This window comes from Pseudomonas sp. EMN2 (genome assembly GCF_009650555.1).
GTDB classification, from domain to species: domain Bacteria; phylum Pseudomonadota; class Gammaproteobacteria; order Pseudomonadales; family Pseudomonadaceae; genus Aquipseudomonas; species Aquipseudomonas sichuanensis.
In genome coordinates, this window is sequence record NZ_VZZR01000009.1 from 195920 (window position 1) to 215692 (window position 19773).

The window sequence follows — 19773 nt, forward strand, 5'->3', positions numbered from 1 at the left end:
CCATGGACACAAAGGGCACACCAATCGTCCTTCAAATCGCAGGCCTGGGCATTCCGGTCGTGGTAGATACCGGCGGCGACACCATCGGCTTGCGCTGGTCCTCGGACCCATCGATTCCCGCGGACTCGCCAGCGTACTTGTTGCGCGACATCGGTGAAGTCCGCGGCTTCCTGATACACGGCGCCGACAGGCGCTTTCTCAACGAGCAGAGCATGAAGCTTCTGCGCGTCGAGGCGCCCGCCGGGGCGATATCCATCTCCCGATCGGAGGCTGAACGACAAGGTGTATCGGCTGACAACTGGGACCAGGTCAGGGCAGGAATTGTTGTCACCGGCAATGGAAACAACGGGCCGATAAGTGAGGTGCTGGAATGGACCGGCTTCCGTGACGAATACGAGCAGGGCTTGCATGTCCTGGCTGCGTTCGACAAGGCCAAGAATATGTCGATTACTTCGCCCACCATCGTTACGCACACAGAATGCGGTGACGCGCTCCACGCGGCCGAATTCATGACCAGCTTCCACAAGTCGGTCAAACCTCAGTTGCTGAACGCGCACCAGGTGGTTACCCGATTGGCGGGGGAGCTGCAGGGCATCAATCTCGAAACTATCGAGGGCATCCGAGCAATCCGTGTGCTCGAGCAAATGCGAGACGCTCTCCTCGAGGCCCACCGGCAGGACAACGCATTGCGCGTCGAACTCGGGCTGCCGGAAAAGGAACTGCCTTCGCCGGCCAAGCGGGCGCCCTCCGCCGGCGCCGGCGAGCAGCAGCACGCCGAGCCGGAGGTAGTTCATCCCGAGCCAGCGCCAGAGCAGGCCATGTTCCGCGGGCCAAGTCCAGGTTGATTCGAAACAATCGACACAAACAAACGGCACATTCCCCAGATAAAGGACTACCGCATGTACTTAAAACGACTGGTGCGGGCGCTGTTGCCCGGCCTGGCCAGGATTCCGGCCAAGTGCAGTGACCAGGTGAAATCCGAGATCGCTCGAACGGTGGTGCAACGGCTTGCGCGTGGAAACCTCAATCTCGCTCGCGGCCGGTACCTTACCGCAGCCGACCTGGAGTCGCGTAAACAGCGCTTGGCATTGCATTCCTTCGATGAGGGGGCTGTATGACGGGCGCCAGCGAAGGGAATGTCGTTGTTGCAGCTGAGCACCCAGTGCTCGGCCTCGTGTACTGGACCTACGACGATGGCACTGAATGCAATTCGGCCGAGCATTACGGCCTTTCGGACCAGGTGCGAAGTGCGCTGCAGCTTCCCAGTTACTGGCGCCAGCATGATCACTTCAACTGGGCACATGGCCGTCATCTGCAGCATGTGTTCGACGAAATGAACCCGGATAGCGACTTCCAGGAAGAAGAAGATCAAGACGCCGGCAGGCTGGATTGGGTCCTCTACGGAACGCTGGCGCTGCTGCAGGAAGAAAGCGGCCAGACAGTCGAGGAGTTCGTGAGATGGGCTCTCGCCGCCGCCTGGGTCGACATACCGGCAGCGGCTGCGCAGACCGATGGTGAGTAACGAACAAGCCTACCCCATTAGATAAAGGATACGAAATGAAACAGGACCTCGCGGCCGAGAATACCGCTCTGAACGAAAAACAAGGGATCAACAAACGCTGGTGGTTACGCGCAATGTTCATCGGGACTGCGGTAATGATCGCAGCACCTGTTGGAGCGCTTGCTGGTATGCACCTAGTGGAATGGGCAACCAAGTCCAGCGTGAGCACCGAAGCCCCCATTTTGCAGCGGGCGGCCCCCGGAACTAGCCGCAACGCGGCATGCAACGGAGATGAGTTCTTTTGTGCATCCCTGGCTTCCAGCAACCTCAAAGACACCATCCAGGCACTGGCAGCTAACCTCCCTACCGGTGGCCGTTACCGGGTGACGCTGAAGGTGGAGCAAGAGGTAGACGACTACGAACTCATGTTGCCGCCGCTTAGGGCACCATTGAACTAAGCCCGTATTCTGTGGTGGCGATGAGCTAGGGGATCATGCGGCAAATCTGGTCATCGACCTGGCACTGGTTGAATTTCGTGTCCGGTCACCCCCACTGGGGCCCACTAGCCGCAACAAACACAACAAACACAACAAACACAACAAACACAACAAACAAACGAAACAAACTCATAAAGCCCCCCGTCGCTGTCGCGGCGCGTGGCGGCCTCCTCACCGCCAGGAGCTGAGCCAATGCTGATCATAGACGCTTGCCAACACTGTGGCGTTCGCGCGCGGCTGTACCTGGCCCCGGAGGGTTTTCACTGTGCTGCATGCTGTGAACAACAGGCTCCTGCGGGGCACCGTGATGCCGATGGCACCGTACACAGTACGCAGCCTGGTGAATGGCTCAATGGCCGGCGCTTGCGCGGGAACCCTCGGCGGTTGACCTAATAAGCAAACCCCACCGTCTATACTGAGAGGCTCCCAAGACAGAGGGTGCCCGCCATGGCCATGATTGATGCCGACCTGCTCAAGCAGCACCTGGAGGCGTGGCAGGTCGCCGCCGCGTTGATGGCCATGTCACTGCAGGCCAGTGATAGGGCGGCGCTTCGCGGTGATCCGGACCAGGCCGAGCGCCTGTTTGAGGCCGCCCAGCACGCGGCCCGCGTGCATGAAGAAAAGGCCACGCTGCTGGCCATGCGGGTGGAGCTACTTATCTATCAGGCCGAGCACCCCGACGAGTAGATTCCGCACTCACATCGGGCTTCACGTGACACGGTCCAGGCCATGCTGGGCCAATGCGCTAGAGGGATTGGCCAGCCTTGGGCCTTGTTGGGCTGTAGGAGGAGGGGATATCAGCTAAGCTAGCCACCTCACTCACTTCCTGTACGCCCTCTGTTACCCCATGACCGACTCCAGCACAACCCAAGCACCAGCCTTCACCTCCGCAACCGAGGACAGCGTACAGCGCGACGGCGCCCCAATGAGCCGGGATGAAGCTGAGGCACTTGCGCAACACTTCTTTGATCTGGGCCAGCTCGACAAGGTCGAAGGGCGTACTCTGGAGTTCGGGGCTAGAAACATCCGACCAGGCAGTGAGGATTTCGCTGATTACCGGCGGGGCTACGAAAGTAATTTTTCACAGGCCAGCTGGGAAATCCGGCTTTCCGGCAATTCGCCGGACCTTCGAAGACTGTGTGACCGCCCAGGCAGTGCGGATTTCTTCCGCATCTGGGGCGGCGTAGATGAATGGCGTGATTGTCCAAACGACGAGTTCAGCTTCAACTCCAGCTACTTTGCCCAGCAAAGCGACCCACTGCACCTCATCAGCGTCGCCCATGAGCTGGTCAAGCTGTTCAACAGCGCCGCAGAACTGTTCGAGCAAAACTATCCCAAACAGCGCATCACTGGGGTCTACTACAAGGGCCGGCAGGTCATCCTCCGCGACTTGCCGTTGGGCTGTGGTTTGCTGGGGCGGTTGCCGGTGTCTCCACGCCTCTGGAATGAAACCATGCAGCGAGCACTGCTGTCCGGTGCCCGACTGCCGATCGTGCTACTCGCCGCCGAGAATGAGGATGTGCAGCAAATCCTGCGTTTCCTGGCCCTGCCGGCAGACTGGGGCAACTACTACAAGCTGCTGGAGACCTTGGAAACCTACGCCGAGCGCAACGGCAAGCCCTTTCCGAAGAAGTCCGCCGCCCGCAAGGTCTTCACCAACAACGCGAACAATTACTCGGTGGTCGGCATCGGCGCGCGCCACGGCGTCCAGGAAGAGGGCCGGCCGAACCCGGTCCCGCGTTTGACGCTTGAACAAGCCCACGTCTTTATCTCGGGGGTCTGCAAGCTCTACCTGAACACCTTCTACGGCGAGTATTTCGCGTTCGACCTGCCACCAGGGGTGCGCCTGGCGGAGGATCCGCCGGCATAAGCTGTCGACCTCGGCTGGGCGACCCTTGCTGGCGCGGGAGCAAGGCCACGACAGCTTCGAGCACTGCCGCCTGGCCGGCCAGAGCGCCGGTGATGTTGCCGCGCCCAACTCTGACGGCCGCCGAGCCTCCGCCACCGGCCATTGAGCGCGCAACCACGGCTAGTCAGGGCTTGGCAGCGAGAATCACATTGACCGTCTGAGACTGGGCCATCCAGCTAGCCGTCTGCGTGCAACGATACCTGACGACTTTCTGGATCCTGGCGTAGTCGTGCGCCAGCTGGCGTGCGAAGATCGGTTCATGATGGGCAATGCGGTTACGGAACTTCCGAATGGCTTCGAGTGCTGCGCGAATTTGTGCGCGCAGCTCGAAATACTGCAGGCGGGCCGGGGCGTTCGGGAACAGACGCTTGAGGTGGTTGTCCCACAGCCCGTGATCATAACGCGCGGTAAACATCGACTCCCAGAAGGCAAAACTCATTTCGGCGATCGCCTTGTCCGTCGAAGGTGGGTTGCCACCCGCGCTTTGTTCTGCTTTTTGTCGGGCCGCCAGCAGCGCTTGGCGAGGCTTGAAGACAGGGCCTGCTTGCTCAGGCAAGCTCAAGAAGAAACCTTGGCTCCAGGGCCATTGCGCGCCATAGGTCGCGGTCAAGGCTTCCGAAACGGCATTGCGCACCACCACCTCACAGAAATGCAGGGGGTGGATGAAGGCCGCTGAAATCGCAGCATTCCAGGCGTACAGGTTGATGGCAGCGCTCAGCGGGGAAGGCTGGTTGTGGCAAGCGGCCAGGTAGGTGCCCATCCGTGGCATGGACAAGGCAGCCTGCTTGGCAAGATCAGGCGACATGAAAGACATGGAAATGAGCCGAAGTTGACGAAGGCGTCATTTAGCCATAGAATCAGGCCACTAACCACTTGGTTAGGAGTCAAACCTATAGCAGGATTGATTTCGCCGAGGGATGTACGACAGTACACACAAAGCCCACCGAAAGGTGGGTTTTGCGTTTCTGGTGTACGAAAAAACAGCGGTAACGGAATAACCCTGCCATCGACGGAGCCACCCTTGACCTTCGAAGCCCCTCAAAAATCCAATCCGCATGAACTGACGGTGAACCAACACACCTTCCCCAGCGCCAGCATCGCGCGTTTCGTGAATGAAAAAGGGGCTGTCCAGGTGATGCGCAAAGCCTCAGACAGGCTCTTTTACGCCAAACCGGACAATCAGATTTTCTGCGCCCAGCGGGTCTGGGATCAGCAGGCGGAAGGTGGGTTCATGAAGGACATTGAGGACGCCTTCCAACAGTTGGCCAGCGCTGTGCTCGATGATCCCGCCTTTCGGCTTGGCCCGCAGCATTTCGCCCTGATCAGCGAGTTCTACGGTCTGTGCAATATCAGGGCGCAGTGGAAAAGGCACGAGCGGCTGGCTGACCCGTCAATCACCAGCGTCAGCAGCGCCTTCGAGATCATCGGGCTCCGCCACAATTACACCCAGGATGAGCAGGAGCGGCTGGAGGCGGCGGGTATCGGCTACATTCGCCCTGACTTCACGATCCCCAGTCGGCAAATCGTTGCGCCATCGATCAGGCTGCAGTTATCCGAGTCCGTCAGGCGGATGCGCGGCGTCACCTGGGCGGTGCTGCAGGCGGAGGAGGGGGAGTTCGTCGTACCGGACAATTTCTTTGAGCTGCACGCGGTACCGCTGTCGCCCACCGCCTGCCTGTGGGCGGGTGGCGGCTTTGCCTCAGCGCGCCTCGACCGCCTGGCGGTGGCAGCGATTAACCAAGTCGCGATGGCCACCAGCGTTGACTACTACTTCGCCCACGACCTGGATAATTGCCCGCACTGAGTGGCCTGCACACTAGGACGGGAGCGATCGCGGCGGCGTGAGCCATGAGCAAGAATCGCCAGCAGGCCATGCGCGGCGCGGCCAAGCCATTGCGCCGCTACCAGAAGAACTGCGCCGGCCCCGGCGGGCGCATCGGTCTGGGCCTGGCATCGTCGCTCAAACCGAAGAAAATCCAGCGTGACGAAGTGCTGCTCGATGCCCAGACGACCGCGCAGACGAATGCCAACCAGTCGACGCTCCGTGCCAGGCTGGTCAATGAGCGCAGGCGAGGGCGCTGAACCGAAGCGCGCCAGACCCGGACGACCTAGCGCTTGATCTTGCTCACCATCGCCGCGAGCTCGTCATCGCCCGTCATGTCGTACCGCGTGGTCGTACTCACGTCCTTGTGCCCGAGGATCTTCTGTGCCGCGGCGACGCCGTGCTGCTTGATGAAGTCGGTGGCGAACGTCCGCCGCGCATCGTGCGGTCGGACGAAGGGAATGCCAGCGAGCTCACAGCGCTCTTCCAAGACCACATAGACGCCTTTGTCCCCAAGATCGCCGAGGATACGCCCAGCCTTGCTGAGTCGGCGTAGCACTAATCCCTCGGCACTGATCAGGGGTTTCGGCCGGCGACGCCGGGAAACTGGACCGCTGACCACGGGCTGATTCTGCGAGGCCAAGGCCTGCCGATCGACCTCATCCAGCCACTCTTTGATCGGTTTTATCGCCCAGGGCGCGAGGAAGCGCACCGCCTTCTTGCCGCCCTTGACCACCACCCGAAACCGCCCGCCGGCGAGGTCCAGGTCTTCGCGCGCCAAGCTCGCCGCCTCGGCGCGACGAATCCCCGAACCGTACAGCAGCGCCAGCAGGGCATGGTCGCGCAGGCCGAGCGTGGTACGCTCGTCACGCTTGCAGCTGGCGATCATGGCATCCAGCCAGGCCGACTTGACGTATTGGCCGCGGCCTTCGCCCTCGCCGTAATTCGGTAACGGCACCGCCTTGAGCTTATTGTACTGCTCGGCACTCATCAGGTCGTGCAGGAAGCAGGCGCGGGCCATGCCGCGCACCGCGTAGATGTAAAGGGCGAGGGTGGGCCTGGCCAGCTGGTCACGCCAGCGCGCCACCAACTCCATCACCACCGGAGCGTCAACCCGATCCCACGGTACCTGCTCCAGCGGCCAGTCCTCAAAGCCAAGGGCGAGGGCGGCCTGGCCCAAACACATGCGCACTTTTTCTTGACTGCTCACAGCCAGCGGAGCGAGAAAGGCGCGCAGCACCTGGTCCATGCTGTGCGTGTAGCTGTCGGCCGTCGGCCTTATCAGCTGACTCTGGGCGCCGGCAGAATTGGCCGGTATCAGTTCGCCGGATCCGCTCATCGGTGTACCTCAACAGCAGGGCAAAATTGCCAGGGTTAAACCGTGCGCGTACGCGAAATGTGCAGGGCCTAGACCATCGCAATGCAGCACATTGCGCGTAGCAGCGCTTAGTGAATAAATCTCATCACGAGTAGTCGCGTGATGAGCACACCTAATATAGAGGGCTTCACTGCCTCGCACTGTGGGCCTCGGCGGCGAGGCCCACTGGCGCTGAAGCCCCTGGAGCGGTCGGCCCCGTAGTCGCACCGGAAAAAAAGAAAAACCGACCAGGTCACCCATAAAAAAATAATCCCTTAAAAAAAGTAAGTTTGACCGTCATTCGGCGGGCTTCGGCACCGATGGGGTGATCCACGTCCCGTCCTAATTCGACGCCTCGAACTTGGCCCCCGGCGCTGACCGCTGTCGATCCAGCCGCGTGCTGCGCCAGCGCGCCGGTCGCGTCCGGACCGTTGGTCGGTCAGGCGCAGTGACGGCGCGAAATCGGCCATACTCAACGCGCACGTACGTGAAATCTGCAGGGGTTATACCCTCGAAACGCTGCAGAATCGTCGTAGCGACGCCTCATGTGGCGCGCTCATGTTCATGTCGATCTGGGTGAGGACTGCTCATAAATACCCCGAAAATCGGCATGGTCGCGCCCGTCCATCCTACCGCATTTGCTGCAAATGGTCATGTCTTCTGGAAATACAGGTTTCCGGCACCAATTACCACTCAAAAACTCGCGCGAGGGCGCGGGTTGGGGTTTTGATCGGGAAACGGACCGTTGGCCCTGTGTCGCCGATCTGCTGACGATACAGCCCATGTACTGCTAGTTTACACCTGCTTGACGGTGGCGCGTTGCGAGCTGACGGTCGGTCATTCCCATGCATGTCGCTGAGGGCTGGTCGGCGCGCGGCGGCCTGGCTGGACGCGTGCGCCTGGAGCCAATCGCCAGGCAAAAAAAGACCGGGTCAGATGCCCGGTCTTCTTCTGCGCCGCCTCACTCCGGCACGCCGTCGCCCAGCTCCGCGTCCGCCTCCGCCTGGTTGCGCTGCAGTTCGCCGGCCTGCTCTTTGGTCAAGCCCGGCCGCGACTTGCAAGCCCGCGACAACAGAGCGAACTTTTTCATGTCCGCGCCGGTGAACCTCATCGGTTCGTCGGGAAGGTTGCGCTCCAGGTTCTTGTTCATCTGCAGCGCGAGAACGTCAGCGTCGACCTTCCTTTTGAGCGATCGCGCTACGCGATCCACGGTTACAGCAACTCGGTCCGAGTGGCTGTGCAAAAGCACGCCAGCGACGTCTTCAGCCTTGTCAATCAGTCTGCCCATGGGCAATACCTCTTGGTGATAGGCCAGCCCTGCGCCAGCCTTGGAGGCGCATCATAAGCGCTGAAATCGACCCATGGCAAATCGAAAATTGCAAGCCTCGTTACAATTTTATGCGGGATCACCGGTTGATCTCGGAGAGCGCGGCTTAGGCCAGGCTGTAATTCGAGGCATATCAGTGGCACTGAAATGCCGCAGATAGGGCATTTGTACGCCACTCTAAATCACTCTGGCAGAGACCAGGATGGCGTTCGGCTATCGGGTGACGTAATCGTTGATACAACGCGCAATAGCGTTGCACACGCTATGGGATCAGCCATTAGCCAAACACTTTGGAGATAAGTCGGTTTCAGCTAAGTGTGGGACCTTTCGGCGTTGCTGAATATTGCACCGTCGATGCAGCCGCCCTTCTTTCTAGAGCCCCCTTCAGCGCCCCCATCCCCTGGGCCAACATGTTAGACAACCCATCAGAGCGTTGCCGTAGCGATTGCTGAACACTCTCCTTCGCGCGGTCGTCGAAGCGCGCCGGCCAGGTCGAGTAATGGGTTTCGTGGTCAGTCCAGAGTTCGGAGTTGTGGCGCAGCTGAATATAATCTTCTCGCGAAGGCAGATTCTGCTCGAGCTTCATCATTTCCCAGCGCCAAGTACCTTCCGACCGCGCATCTAGCAGCTTTTCGAGAAACTCCCGGCCAGCATCATCCAAGCGAGAATCACGCAGCTCATTGGCGTATCGTTGGATGTGACCACCTTTGATGACATCCGCATCAGTCAGATATTTTTCGTACACAACCTTTATTGCCAGCGATCGCTTGATGCTGCCAAAACCTTGTATTTGCAGGTTGGATGACAGTTGCGTCAAGCCCATCTGCTCAAAGCTTTGCCGCGCCTGTTCTGAAAATTTGAAGTCGTAAAGACTTTCAGGATCTCGGACCATTAAAGGCTCCATTTACTTTGCCGCCGACCTCGCCTTGGATCGTACGATCCAAGGCCTCCTGAGATTTATCGCGTTTACTTTAACGTCGTGCAGTATCATTATACGTCGCTATTGATCCTATAACGCCACACCCGAGGCTGCAATGTCAGACACCCCTTCGATTACCGATGAGCAGCGTACGAGGCTGGTGACTGCAATGCAGGTCGCGCGGATCTACTTCCAGAACAACCTCAAGGATCCGGCTGCTCAGGCCTACGTTCAGAAGCGCGGGCTCAGTAAAAAGGATATTTTCAATTTCCAAATCGGTTACGCCCCTGACGCATGGGATGGCTTGGTCAAGCACTACAGCCATGTATCCATGAAGGACGCTGCTCACGAGGCCGGACTGCTGAAGCAGCGCGAAACGAAAGGTTCATTCGACATCTTCCGCGGTCGACTCATCTTCCCCATCAAGAACCTGGACGGCGATGTGGTGGGCTTTGGCGGGCGCCAGCTCGAGGCCCAGGAGGGCTCGCCGAAGTACCTCAACACGAGCGAGACGCCTTTATTCAAGAAGGGGGAGCTGCTGTACGGCCTGTTTGAGAACCAAAGGGAGATTGCGACCTCCAGGGAGGCAGTGATTGTCGAGGGCTATCTAGACGTGATCGCAATGCACGGCGCCGGCGTCCGAACTGGCTTGGCGCCTATGGGGACCGCCCTCACCCCCCAGCAACTCAAAAAGATCACGGACTTAGGAGTAGAGCGTGTTGTCTTCTGCTTCGATGGAGACGCGGCAGGCCAAAGGGCGGCCGCGCGTACCCTAGAAACGGTGATGCAGCATCACGTCGCCGGTCACGGCGATGGCCTTGAGTTCAGGTTTCTGCTGTTGCCTGACGACCACGACCCCGATTCCTTCATCCGGCAGTTCGGCGTCGATCAGTTCACCACCCTGAAGGGCGGAGCGCAGGGCCTTGTAGAATTCATTCACAAAACGTGTACCAGGGGCCTGATGTGGCCACGCTTTATGGGCAAGGACGGCGCTCCTTCACTAGAGGATCAAGCCGCCTACCTGGCCAACCTGAGGGCGTTCACGGACCAGGCGGGCCCCCTTCTATATGCTCAGCTACTGATCCAAGCGTGGCGCTTCGCACCCACAGCTAGGCCTGAGTCGACTGTAATAACGCTCCCTCCTCCTGCCGAGCTTCGAGAGCTGCCGTTCGACCGTTACGAAAAGTACGTCGAGCTGAAGCATGCCCAACAAGCGCCAGGCGCTGATCGCGAGCTCCTTGAGGTGCGCATCCAGTCTATTTTGACCAATTCGCAGGCTGCGCCAACCTGGGATTTGAACACTGCCCTGGCTGCCCGCTGGGTTATTCACGACAGTCAGCTGCAGGGCGCGATTGCACAAAAGTTGGCAGGCATTGCTGTGAAGACCCTGGGCATTCCCGAACTTGTCACAATCGCCAAAACCATCCTCGAGAAAGGAACCCCTACAGGCGCCCTCTACGAGTACGCTGCCGCGCACGGACCATTATCACCAACCGAGATCAAGGAGTTGCGGGCGAACTGGGACAGTTGGATGAGGCGCGCCATCATCCAGCAAGGCGCTGAGGCTCTTCATGCGAACCCAGACAGCCAAAACGCGCGACAAACAATCAAGGCGGCGCTCGGGTACTGACTGCTTCTCTCTTGATGGCAGGACCTGGGGCTATGCTTGCCGGCACTTCACCGCAACAAGATACCAGCCCGCAGGTGTATCAGTGGTCACAGCAACTGGTTTCGCTCGCAATCCACACCCAGGCTTTCCTGGGTGGCCCGCCTGGGCGTAAAACTCCCCCCCAGCACGTCGCAGATTGGATAGCCTGACTTCCTCCGGCATTACGCCATAAGCTGAAGCCATGAGTTCAGCCGCAAATGTCGGGAAGGCAAGACGTTGGCCTTCTCCAGCGCTCAACTGGCGGATACGGTCATTCAGGTAAGCCGTGGTGCGCTCCTGGCACTCAACGAAATCAGCACTCGTCGACTTGACGCGGCTGGCCAACTTGCTTGCGCAAAATTCATAAGCCTGCTTTGTGGTTTCGCCAGTGAAATCGAAAGTGTCGACGCCTCGAGCCGGTGCATAAACTCGTTCCCATGGCTTTGACGATGAACAACCGCTAAGAAGAACAATGGCGACCAAGGCCATTGGCAGAGCAGCATTGCGGAGTGACCTCATTGTCAAATCCCTTTGGGCTAAGTTAGTTACTTGGGCCTTTTGTCTGGACCTGAACAGTATCAGGTTTGCGGAATAGAGACCTAATGAAATCTAATAAGTTCCTCAGCGCGCTTTCAATAATCTGGTAAAGATTATGCTCCTGGCCGCCAATCGCCTTAAGCGCGTGCTCATGACTCTCTTTAAACTCCCTTAGAGGGCGCACTATATCATTCGCTAGTTGCTCCTTAGTAAAGCCTGCCTTCGAGTCACTCGACATCGCTCGACTGGTGAAGTCGATAAGCTTCTGCACCCGCTCGCGAATTATCTTTCCATCACTCTCTCCTAAAGGGGACGCTGCATGCTCGGCAGCGTAAAGCGCAGCATGCTCAGCGCTTTGAGCATGATGAATATCGCCATACCGTGTTGCTGCAATGCATTTCTCAGCGTCATCTAGTAGCGCTTGGAAAGTCCGAATGGCCTGTGCGCTGCGATGCTCGGACAGCGCGCCAGCAATCGTCCCTGCATGGGACCTGACCGAATCGTGTAGGCGCGAAACTCCTCCAGAACCCAGCAAATTGCCGGTAAGGCTCCCGCCCAAAAGCGATCGCCAGGAGGGAAACACGGGGGCTTGCCGAAGCCCTCCCGCTGGCGCGCCTCCTATCATCTGGCCGGATGCTAGGTGGGATGCAGGAGACCAAGCATCCACCTTCCACTCGTTGCGCTCCGTGTCAATTTCTTGAACCCCGATGGAGTTGCCGGCCTCGTCCCTCTTGATCGCCTCGACCTTCACCATCCTGCTGCCCAAGTATGTGAGGCAAACCCCCTCCCCCACTGATTTTCCGCTCTCAGCGATCGCACGCTCCAGGTCAACCCCCCAGATGGTCTCTGTCGCACCGCCTTCTGCCCGCAGCCGGACAAAATAACTTTGTTTGCCGTTGGGCTCATGCTTGTAGGGGGCCTGACCATGCTCAAGGAGCACGCCGACGTGTTGTCGCATGGTTGCGTTGTTCACTTGGTACTCCTCACGAGGGATCGTTTAACCGCGGGCGTCCGGGGTTGCTTAACAGAACTACAGTAATCACGTACAGTATCACTATACGCAGCTAACTAGGCACACCGTATGACGATGAAATCATACCCTCCCGGCACGATGGAGCTGCTCTCAGAGCTGCTCGTTGCCCGAGCCAAAGAGTTCGGCGCGGAGGCATTTGCAATAGAGAACGAGATCCTGGATACGGACGCAGCACTCGATCCCGCCGGGCCACTGCTCTGGGCTATGTGCATACACGCCGTAGCGCTGAGCCAGACCAGCGCGATTGCAAGTTTTGGCACCAATCCGCTGCCGTTTACTGTGGTTGAAGACCAATCGGCTCCGTTCAACATGAACCTGGAGTTGAAGCCTGGCTCGGTCTCCATGTTCAAGGCGGTCCTGCTGATGGACTCGGCCTTGGAGCATTGCGTGAGCCTGGGCGTTCGCTCCTACGGGTTTGCCCCGAGCCAGTGGGCAAACCTCCCCTTCCACGAAAAAGTGATTCCCGTCGAGGAGTACTTGGCAGATTTGCAGCATTGGACCGATGCAGCCGAGAACCTTGGCAACCGCGTAACCACCGCGCTGACATTCCCTCGCCTGACCACTCTGCAAGACCTCGAGCAGCTGATGAGCCCAGCCCACCGACTCTCTCCAGAAGAACAGCAGCCGGCCGTACGAAGCCGGCCAGTGTCGTTTTCCCCCACGTAAAGAGACCCGAAGATGCAAGATCCTACGAACTCCTCCCCGATGTCGGACGAGGATATGGAGAGTTTTCTCCATGGTGACAACGGCACGGATGATGTCTTCGCCAGCGCTTTTGCCAACGCTAGCAGGGCACTGGAAAGGCAGGACGCTGTCGACGTCGCTGTAAAGACGGCAGCGAACAGCATCAGCATCATCGGCCCCATCCTTTCAACGCTCAGCGCCCAGGGCGCAACACCTGAGTACTCCACGTCGATGATGACGAAGGTACTGCAGCGCGCTCAGGCTGACGCCTCTCACGTGATTGCAGCCTATCAGCTCAAGCCAGGAGAGGCTCCGGCATGGCTATCCGCGACGGTCGTCGGGCAGATTGTCGATCTCATCACCCACTCGCTCGAAAACGGCAACACAGCACTGCTGGAAAAACCCTCTCTGGACTACCTGCAACCCCTCCTGGCAACCATCGAAAAAACGAATGGAATCGCCGCGGTACAGCCCAAGATGTCAAGCCCTCACTCCGAGCTCACGAACGCGCTGATGCTCGCCACCTGCGCAGTTATGGCCGAGTACCAATGTTTCAACTACTTCCACACCAATCCCAGGGTCATTGCCAGCGAGGTGAGCGCGCATCTGAGCGACAGGGTGGTGGACAGAACTCTGAGCAATCTGACTGCTCGATTCGGGCTCACCGAGAACGAGCAGGCACTTATGGGGACTGCGCTACTAAGCCAGGCAGGAGCCATGCTGGCAAAACAGTGGTCGGCCAGCATCCAGGACACAATCAACGACATGCGCGCGATGCCTGAAGAAGAACGCCAGAGGACTGCGCTGACCGGCTACCCACTGGATCGCATCGTCGAAAGTTTCGAGCAGGCCTACCAAGGAATTGAAATCTCCGTCGAGAACGCATTCCGCACCCTGAACCCCACCCGCGAGCGGCAAGGCGCCTCGGCGTCGGCCCAGCAAGGCCCCAGCCAGTCCTGAAGCCATGAGCCCATCCAAACTGCTTGGCGTCGCCCTGACGCTATTGTTCTGCCTCAGCGCGGCGCCAGCCTCAGGTGCTCGTACCACGGCGGTTAGCCCACTGACGCCTGGCTGCATCGTGACGATAGCCAAGCGACACCAGGTTCACCCTGACATCCTCTTCGCAATTCTCATTGTCGAAGGCGGAACAGCTGGGCGCGATAGCAGGGCAAATTCCAATGGAACGTATGATATTGGTTTGTTCCAGATCAATTCGATGCACACTGGAACTTTTGCCGCGATGGGTTTAAGCGAGACTGTCCTGAGAAATAATGGCTGTGCGAATGCCGAGGCTGCGGCCTGGCATTTGAACAGAGTAGTGACGCCAGCTATTCAAGCCGGAATCAAGTCTGAAGACGACTACCTGCGTGCGATAGCCAGGTATCACTCAGCCACACCAAAATATAACCAAATTTACGCAGACAAGCTGCGCAAGGCATTCGCCTTGATGTACAGAGGTGAGTGACATGGCTGAAGACGCTAAAGGAAACTCCGAAATACACGAAATCGGCTTGATCGTCACGGTTTCAGCTGCGGTTATATTTGGCGTATGGTTCTTGCTCCGACCGCAAATAATGTGGCTTAGCTTTATCACGAGCTTTTACGTTATCAAGTACGTCTATGCATACCTTCCATTTCTAATGTCAAGTGCAGCATATGCAGAAATGATAGCATCAGCAAAGAGCATGGCGGGCATGGATCCAAGCAATTACGGAATCCAAGCTTTGTATAAGCTTTTTGTCATCCACGGAACTGTGCTCCGCTGGCCTATAATTATTTGGATGATTTATAAGGCATGGGAGACGAAGAAAGGCGTCGTCCGATATAGGTATAGAAGAAAAATCAAGAATGTCTATGACCTCATCGACATTCAGGCCAATCACTTTCCGGCAAGTAAAATCATCCGCGGCAAGAACTTGCTAAAGCACCATTTATATGATGGACCATGGCGAACCTACGCTATGCCGATCGACTTTGCGCTGGACAATCAACTCCTCTGGACACACAAGGGCGACGAGAAAGGCGTCATTGATGGTCGTGCTCCGGTCGACGAGAAGCGTATGATTCCAATTCCCGCATTCAATAAAGATGAGAAACTTTTGGAGTTTGTCGACAAGCGAAAGGCGCTGCCGCACTACCGCTACACCGCTCTTAACCTCGCACGTGCGAATGAGGTTTTCGCCAAGCAACTTGGTCCGGTGTGGAATGGCTCCGCCTCATTGCCGCCAATGGAGCGAGGGCTTTATGCCGCTTTCTGTGCTCAGGCTGCAGGTGACGCGGGTGCCGCGCACCAGCTGATGAATCAGATGGCATTCTCATGGGTAGAAGCTACATATGACAAAAATTGGAACGTTGTAACCCCACATCATTGCGATATAACTGGCGCCGACGAGTTGATTGCTAAGCATGAGTCGCATAGGCGAATTCAGGAAGTTCTGAACAGGCATGCGCATAGATACAACGTGTTATTTGGAGTTCTGAGCGCAGCTCGAGCAAATGGCCGAATTTTCTCCTCTACATTCCTGTGGCTTCGACCAGTGAATAGAGACCTGTTCTTCCATCTCAACTCTGACGGTGGCCAGTGCAGCTTTTGGGAAAACGCTGGGCTATGGGCTCACTATCAAATCGAATGCGAACTTGGCAAGCGCCAATTGAAGCCCTATGTGTTCTCAGCGGTTTTTGCGCTCCATGATCAAATGTCCCGCGAGCACTGGATTGAGCCAGGGAAATACAGTCAGGAGGCTCAACGTCGCGAAGTTGAGAAAGCCAACCAGATCGTCGAGCAGGCAAAGCAATCCGGACAGGCGCAGCAGGCCACGGGCGCTAACGGTAAAAGTGCATTCACCACCAGCAAATCCCAACCAGTTCCGCAACGAGTGGAAGATAAGCACAAGCGGGGCGACGGCGGGAGTGATACGCCATGAGTGAGAATAGAAGCGGCACCATTCAGAAGTCTCAGGAGATCAGCCAAGATCAGTTTATTATCGATCATAGGTCAATATATAAAAAGCTCTGGGACAAACTCCAGCACCCCATGATACCGCTGGTGTTTTCGGTAGTAGGTGGAATCCTCTTACTGATAGCGCCTGCATGGTTCGTGTTTGTGTCAGGAATATTTATTGTTCTTCGGCATGCCGTCATATCGCAACCTGACACACTCCCGATCAATCTACCGCTAGGTGCCGACAAGCCCGATCTCAACGATCCAAAGCCGGGTTTAAATCGTGGGCATTTCATGGCGCGCGGCGCCTTTTACATGGGTGTTTGCCGTCGAACTGGGCGTGAATTTTGGCTTAGCCTAAAAGCATTAACGCAACATTTACTTACGATGGGAACCACCGGAGCCGGGAAGACAGAAAACCTTGTATCCGATGCATGTTGTTTCCTGTCAGTTGGTAGCGCTGTCGCATTCAACGATGCGAAAGCAGCACCAAAGGCAATGTTCCAGTTCGCTACGATTTGTCGAATATTTGGTCGCGATCTAGATTTTCGTGTGACCAACTATATTACCAGCCTTAATCCAGCATCGATGGATCCGGCCTCTCGAACTTCTAACGATTCCGGTATTTTTGCCCGCGGAACAGCTGACACTAACACTCAGTTGGTTGCATCTCTGATCCCGTCGAGTAATGGTGACAACAAGCTCTTCTCGGAGCGAGCAATCGCCCTCCTCGCCGCGATCATGCCAGGTCTCAACGACCTCAGGAACCTGGGCATTATACGAATTGACCCTGGCGTCATCCGTAAATACATGGGTTTCAATGATTTTGTTGCGCTCTGCCACAACAACTTTCTAAGCAAATCTTCTCGGGATGCGCTTGTTAGTTATCTGGTATCGCTATCAGGGTATGACGAAGCTAAGCCAATTAATCAACAGCCAGACGAAGTAATGCGGCAGTTTGGTTTCGCACAAGCTTACTTTACCCGAGCGCTTGCCTCGCTCTCGGACACCTACGGACATATCTATCTTACCGGGCAAGGCGAAATTGACTATCAGGATGCGGTCCTTAATGGCCGCGTTCTAATGACGCTTCTTCCCTCTTTGTCAAAGTCCGGCGATGAACTTGCAAACTTGGGCAAGATTGTTCTTACTGCCATTCGTAACGGCATGGTTGTCGGTTTGGGTACCGTTTTCGAAGGTAGCGCTGAGCAGGTAGTTCACAACCTGCCAACCAACTCGGATGTTCCGTACGGCATTCAAAACGACGAAAATGCGTACATGATGGTCGAAGGCCAGGAAATGATGAACGCCCAAGCAAGGGGCCTTGGCTTTTCGATTTCTACTGGCACCCAGGATGCGCCAGGCATGCTGCTCAGCATTGAGAAAACGACTAAGCAAATCTTTGCGAACTCGGCCCTCAAACGGTTCATGTACCTAGACGACGATGACACAACTAAATTGGCATGCGAACTCTCGGGTGAGGCAAACGTCCTGGTGCGCAATGGGTACCGGAATGAAGGGTCTCTTCGCCAGCTTTATGCCTCAGACAACGTCTCGCTCGACAAGCGGTACCGGCTGAGCGCAACGGCGATCCGCGCCCAGGAAATGGGACAAGCGTTCCTGATGTATAAAGGGCTCATTCACGAGGTGCAGGTCTTCAACCACGGCATCCAAGAAGACGACGACAATCCACTGATGTGCTACCTGACCCATTGGTGGCCCGTGCGAATGGCTAAAGTCCATGTACCTCGTCCGGAAGAATTCGCGCAGCTGATTCCAATTCAGCCTCTGCCTGAGTGGGTCGAGCTTTCCGTGTTGTTACAAGATGACTCGAAAGCGCTGCTGCGCGAGATGAAAATCTACTTCAGCTCCATGATGGCCATCCAGCGCATCAACGCTCGGGTAGCCGCCAACTCGGATCCCAAGCTGCTCGCTTTCGCCAAGGAAACTGCTGCAACTGAAGTGGCTGCAGTTGGCTCGATCCTCGCTGATGTAGATGAGCCAGTTGATGGCCTGACTGGCGTCCTTCAAACGATCCAACAAGCGAAGACAGACACGCCTCAGCAGGTGGTAGATCTTTTCGCGCGACTGGCGCGGGATCGCAAAGGCCCAGAGCGCCTTATCCAAGAGGCTGCCGAACAGTCTGGCATCGGTGACTTCCTGTCCAGCACCATCGGGATGGACTTCGCGCCGCAAGATGACGATAGCTCTGCCGGCGGTGGCGCGGCTGGCAGCGGTGGCCTGAGTGTCCGCGCTCAAGTCGTGGATACGGAAAGCACCATCCATGAATTCCTCACCGGCAACGACGACCTGCAGGAAAGTAGCCATAACTTCGTGCCATTCGCCGACCTCGCGGTGCCTCAGCACCACCACGATGCAAGCGCTTACCTCGACGAAGATCTGGTGGAGCTTGAGCCCGACTTCGCTTCGCGCGATGACAAGTCGCACCTCGCCCTTGCTGTTGAGCAAAACCTTCCATTCATGCCGTGGATGGTTGACGTTGTGGACTACAGCGCAACTCGTAACGACATGATCAACATCGAGGCGCACTTCAACGGTGGTGACCTAGGGCTTGCCGAATTGAGCGTCGACGAAGGCATAGCGCAGCTAGCGAGCCAGATGCAGTATCCGACTACCGATATGGCTAACGCCAAGGTACCGGACCTCGGCTTCATTCGCTCCCTGCTGCAGCCCCTGCGGTAACAACCTCAGCACGCCGCGCCTCAGGCGCGGCCATAGGAGTACCAGACTGTGAAACCTAATACTGCCTGCGCTTGCCCTCACTGGGCCGTGATGCTGCCTGGGGCGTTCTGCATAGTGGTTGCCATTGCGGTTTATGCCTCCACAGCCAACACTCTCGCCGGTTCGATCTGCCTTCTTGCAGGGACGCCAGCGCTCATCAGGGGAGGCATTCAACTCGCCACAGCGAGAATTTCGCTAGACAGCCAGCGCATCGTGATTTCCTCTGGGCTCTTTAGCCGCAGTAGTGTGGAAATCCGCCACGAGGAGGTGGCCACCTTTGACTGCTATCAAAGCGTTCTCGGTCGCCTGCTGGGCTATGGGGTGATTGGCATCACTACACGCGGATCGAATCGTTATTTGACCCCTCCCATCGCCGATCATCGAGCCCTTGCAGCGCACCTCAACAACTGCCGCTCACAGGTACAGTAAGGCCCCTCAACCGACCTGCAGAACGTCAAGTGTGGTCCTCTAACCCGCGTCGCACTCCGCCGATCGGCGCCAACGCGATTTTGCTGTGAGTTCAAAGGCCGGTCCTACCAGCAGAGTGCATCTCATTGACAGTTCTGTTAAACGGAACTATCGTCTATCTCCTCACATTACGGACGGGGCTCATCGGCCCCGAGCAGACTGACAGATAACCATGAACGATATCATCGCACCCGACCAGATGGACCTCCAGACGGCTGCCCTTAAGGTGCCGCCGCACTCCATCGAGGCCGAACAGGCTGTGCTCGGTGGCCTGATGCTGGACAACAACGCCTGGGAGAAGGTGCTGGACCAGGTGTCGGATGGCGATTTCTATCGGCATGACCACCGCCTGATCTTCCGCGCCATCCACAAGCTGGTCGACGCCAAC

21 protein-coding genes are annotated in these 19773 nt (G+C 57.4%); 16 read left to right on the forward strand and 5 right to left on the reverse strand.

Annotation, left to right across the window (positions count from 1 at the left end):
• The first annotated feature begins 2 nt into the window (after window positions 1–2).
• From F6X61_RS03495 to F6X61_RS03520, 6 genes are all read left to right on the forward strand, one after another.
• Window positions 3–845: a hypothetical protein gene (locus F6X61_RS03495; protein ID WP_153785414.1), complete on the forward strand. Its 843-nt coding sequence runs from the start codon at window positions 3–5 to the stop codon at window positions 843–845.
• Between the two features lie 54 nt (window positions 846–899).
• A complete protein-coding gene (locus F6X61_RS03500; RefSeq protein WP_153785415.1) occupies window positions 900–1118 on the forward strand; it encodes a hypothetical protein in 219 nt (72 codons plus the stop codon).
• Window positions 1115–1522, forward strand: a complete 408-nt coding sequence (locus F6X61_RS03505) for a hypothetical protein (RefSeq protein WP_153785416.1) — start codon at window positions 1115–1117, stop codon at window positions 1520–1522. The genes F6X61_RS03500 and F6X61_RS03505 overlap by 4 nt, the downstream gene beginning before the upstream one ends.
• A 35-nt stretch (window positions 1523–1557) precedes the next feature.
• Window positions 1558–1959, forward strand: coding sequence for a hypothetical protein (locus F6X61_RS03510; protein ID WP_153785417.1), 402 nt, complete (start codon window positions 1558–1560; stop codon window positions 1957–1959).
• A 486-nt stretch (window positions 1960–2445) separates the two neighbouring features.
• A complete protein-coding gene (locus F6X61_RS03515) occupies window positions 2446–2685 on the forward strand; it encodes a hypothetical protein (protein ID WP_153785418.1) in 240 nt (79 codons plus the stop codon).
• A 160-nt stretch (window positions 2686–2845) separates the two neighbouring features.
• Window positions 2846–3868: a hypothetical protein gene (locus F6X61_RS03520; protein ID WP_153785419.1), complete on the forward strand. Its 1023-nt coding sequence runs from the start codon at window positions 2846–2848 to the stop codon at window positions 3866–3868.
• Window positions 3869–4031: 163 nt separating this feature from the next.
• Here F6X61_RS03520 and F6X61_RS03525 read toward each other — a convergent pair whose 3' ends face one another.
• Window positions 4032–4721, reverse strand: a complete 690-nt coding sequence (locus F6X61_RS03525; protein WP_256671277.1) for an Abi family protein — start codon at window positions 4719–4721, stop codon at window positions 4032–4034.
• Window positions 4722–4928: 207 nt separating this feature from the next.
• On the opposite strand from F6X61_RS03525, the gene F6X61_RS03530 reads away from it, so the two are divergent.
• Window positions 4929–5711, forward strand: coding sequence for a hypothetical protein (locus F6X61_RS03530; RefSeq protein ID WP_153785420.1), 783 nt, complete (start codon window positions 4929–4931; stop codon window positions 5709–5711).
• A 44-nt stretch (window positions 5712–5755) separates the two neighbouring features.
• Complete coding sequence (locus F6X61_RS03535; RefSeq protein ID WP_153785421.1) at window positions 5756–5989, forward strand: hypothetical protein; 234 nt, start codon at window positions 5756–5758, stop codon at window positions 5987–5989.
• Window positions 5990–6015: 26 nt separating this feature from the next.
• Here the strand turns inward: F6X61_RS03535 and F6X61_RS03540 are convergent, their stop codons facing one another.
• The 3 genes from F6X61_RS03540 to F6X61_RS03550 form a co-directional block, all read right to left on the reverse strand.
• Window positions 6016–7068 carry a tyrosine-type recombinase/integrase gene (locus F6X61_RS03540; RefSeq protein ID WP_153785422.1) on the reverse strand — a complete coding sequence of 351 codons (1053 nt, stop codon included), beginning with the start codon at window positions 7066–7068 and terminating at the stop codon, window positions 6016–6018.
• Between the two features lie 979 nt (window positions 7069–8047).
• Window positions 8048–8374 carry a hypothetical protein gene (locus F6X61_RS03545; RefSeq protein ID WP_153785423.1) on the reverse strand — a complete coding sequence of 109 codons (327 nt, stop codon included), beginning with the start codon at window positions 8372–8374 and terminating at the stop codon, window positions 8048–8050.
• A gap of 346 nt (window positions 8375–8720) precedes the next feature.
• Window positions 8721–9305 carry a hypothetical protein gene (locus F6X61_RS03550; RefSeq protein WP_153785424.1) on the reverse strand — a complete coding sequence of 195 codons (585 nt, stop codon included), beginning with the start codon at window positions 9303–9305 and terminating at the stop codon, window positions 8721–8723.
• Window positions 9306–9447: 142 nt separating this feature from the next.
• On the opposite strand from F6X61_RS03550, the gene F6X61_RS03555 reads away from it, so the two are divergent.
• Entirely contained in the window at window positions 9448–10962 is a 1515-nt protein-coding gene (locus tag F6X61_RS03555; protein WP_153785425.1) for a DNA primase, read from the forward strand.
• Window positions 10963–11521: 559 nt separating this feature from the next.
• On the opposite strand, the gene F6X61_RS03560 is transcribed toward F6X61_RS03555, so the two are convergent.
• On the reverse strand, window positions 11522–12490 hold the full coding sequence (locus F6X61_RS03560; RefSeq protein ID WP_153785426.1) for a hypothetical protein: 969 nt from the start codon (window positions 12488–12490) through the stop codon (window positions 11522–11524).
• Between the two features lie 108 nt (window positions 12491–12598).
• On the opposite strand from F6X61_RS03560, the gene F6X61_RS03565 reads away from it, so the two are divergent.
• The 7 genes from F6X61_RS03565 to F6X61_RS03595 form a co-directional block, all read left to right on the forward strand.
• Complete coding sequence (locus F6X61_RS03565) at window positions 12599–13216, forward strand: hypothetical protein (RefSeq protein ID WP_153785427.1); 618 nt, start codon at window positions 12599–12601, stop codon at window positions 13214–13216.
• 12 nt (window positions 13217–13228) lie between these two features.
• Window positions 13229–14194, forward strand: a complete 966-nt coding sequence (locus tag F6X61_RS03570) for a hypothetical protein (RefSeq protein WP_153785428.1) — start codon at window positions 13229–13231, stop codon at window positions 14192–14194.
• A 4-nt stretch (window positions 14195–14198) separates the two neighbouring features.
• The gene (locus F6X61_RS03575) at window positions 14199–14699 is read left to right on the forward strand and encodes a lytic transglycosylase domain-containing protein (RefSeq protein ID WP_153785429.1); all 501 of its coding nucleotides are present in this window, start codon (window positions 14199–14201) and stop codon (window positions 14697–14699) included.
• Window position 14700: 1 nt separating this feature from the next.
• On the forward strand, window positions 14701–16158 hold the full coding sequence (locus F6X61_RS03580) for a hypothetical protein (RefSeq protein ID WP_153785430.1): 1458 nt from the start codon (window positions 14701–14703) through the stop codon (window positions 16156–16158).
• Entirely contained in the window at window positions 16155–18878 is a 2724-nt protein-coding gene (locus F6X61_RS03585; RefSeq protein WP_153785431.1) for a hypothetical protein, read from the forward strand. Before F6X61_RS03580 ends, F6X61_RS03585 begins: the two co-directional genes overlap by 4 nt.
• A gap of 48 nt (window positions 18879–18926) precedes the next feature.
• Window positions 18927–19346 (forward strand): PH domain-containing protein, encoded by a 420-nt coding sequence (locus tag F6X61_RS03590; protein ID WP_153785432.1) that lies wholly within the window; start codon window positions 18927–18929, stop codon window positions 19344–19346.
• A 211-nt stretch (window positions 19347–19557) separates the two neighbouring features.
• The coding region (locus F6X61_RS03595; RefSeq protein ID WP_306108963.1) for a DnaB-like helicase N-terminal domain-containing protein at window positions 19558–19773 on the forward strand (216 nt) is incomplete at its 3' end.

Bases quoted from the DNA above. Each gene is read 5' to 3' on its own strand.
- F6X61_RS03495 (WP_153785414.1), top strand. From the start codon at position 3: ATGGACACAAAGGGCACACCAATCGTCCTTCAAATCGCAGGCCTGGGC.
- F6X61_RS03500 (WP_153785415.1), top strand. From the start codon at position 900: ATGTACTTAAAACGACTGGTGCGGGCGCTGTTGCCCGGCCTGGCCAGG.
- F6X61_RS03505 (WP_153785416.1), top strand. From the start codon at position 1,115: ATGACGGGCGCCAGCGAAGGGAATGTCGTTGTTGCAGCTGAGCACCCA.
- F6X61_RS03510 (WP_153785417.1), top strand. From the start codon at position 1,558: ATGAAACAGGACCTCGCGGCCGAGAATACCGCTCTGAACGAAAAACAA.
- F6X61_RS03515 (WP_153785418.1), top strand. From the start codon at position 2,446: ATGGCCATGATTGATGCCGACCTGCTCAAGCAGCACCTGGAGGCGTGG.
- F6X61_RS03520 (WP_153785419.1), top strand. From the start codon at position 2,846: ATGACCGACTCCAGCACAACCCAAGCACCAGCCTTCACCTCCGCAACC.
- F6X61_RS03525 (WP_256671277.1), bottom strand. From the start codon at position 4,721: ATGTCTTTCATGTCGCCTGATCTTGCCAAGCAGGCTGCCTTGTCCATG.
- F6X61_RS03535 (WP_153785421.1), top strand. From the start codon at position 5,756: ATGAGCAAGAATCGCCAGCAGGCCATGCGCGGCGCGGCCAAGCCATTG.
- F6X61_RS03540 (WP_153785422.1), bottom strand. From the start codon at position 7,068: ATGAGCGGATCCGGCGAACTGATACCGGCCAATTCTGCCGGCGCCCAG.
- F6X61_RS03545 (WP_153785423.1), bottom strand. From the start codon at position 8,374: ATGGGCAGACTGATTGACAAGGCTGAAGACGTCGCTGGCGTGCTTTTG.
- F6X61_RS03550 (WP_153785424.1), bottom strand. From the start codon at position 9,305: ATGGTCCGAGATCCTGAAAGTCTTTACGACTTCAAATTTTCAGAACAG.
- F6X61_RS03555 (WP_153785425.1), top strand. From the start codon at position 9,448: ATGTCAGACACCCCTTCGATTACCGATGAGCAGCGTACGAGGCTGGTG.
- F6X61_RS03565 (WP_153785427.1), top strand. From the start codon at position 12,599: ATGACGATGAAATCATACCCTCCCGGCACGATGGAGCTGCTCTCAGAG.
- F6X61_RS03570 (WP_153785428.1), top strand. From the start codon at position 13,229: ATGCAAGATCCTACGAACTCCTCCCCGATGTCGGACGAGGATATGGAG.
- F6X61_RS03575 (WP_153785429.1), top strand. From the start codon at position 14,199: ATGAGCCCATCCAAACTGCTTGGCGTCGCCCTGACGCTATTGTTCTGC.
- F6X61_RS03580 (WP_153785430.1), top strand. From the start codon at position 14,701: ATGGCTGAAGACGCTAAAGGAAACTCCGAAATACACGAAATCGGCTTG.
- F6X61_RS03585 (WP_153785431.1), top strand. From the start codon at position 16,155: ATGAGTGAGAATAGAAGCGGCACCATTCAGAAGTCTCAGGAGATCAGC.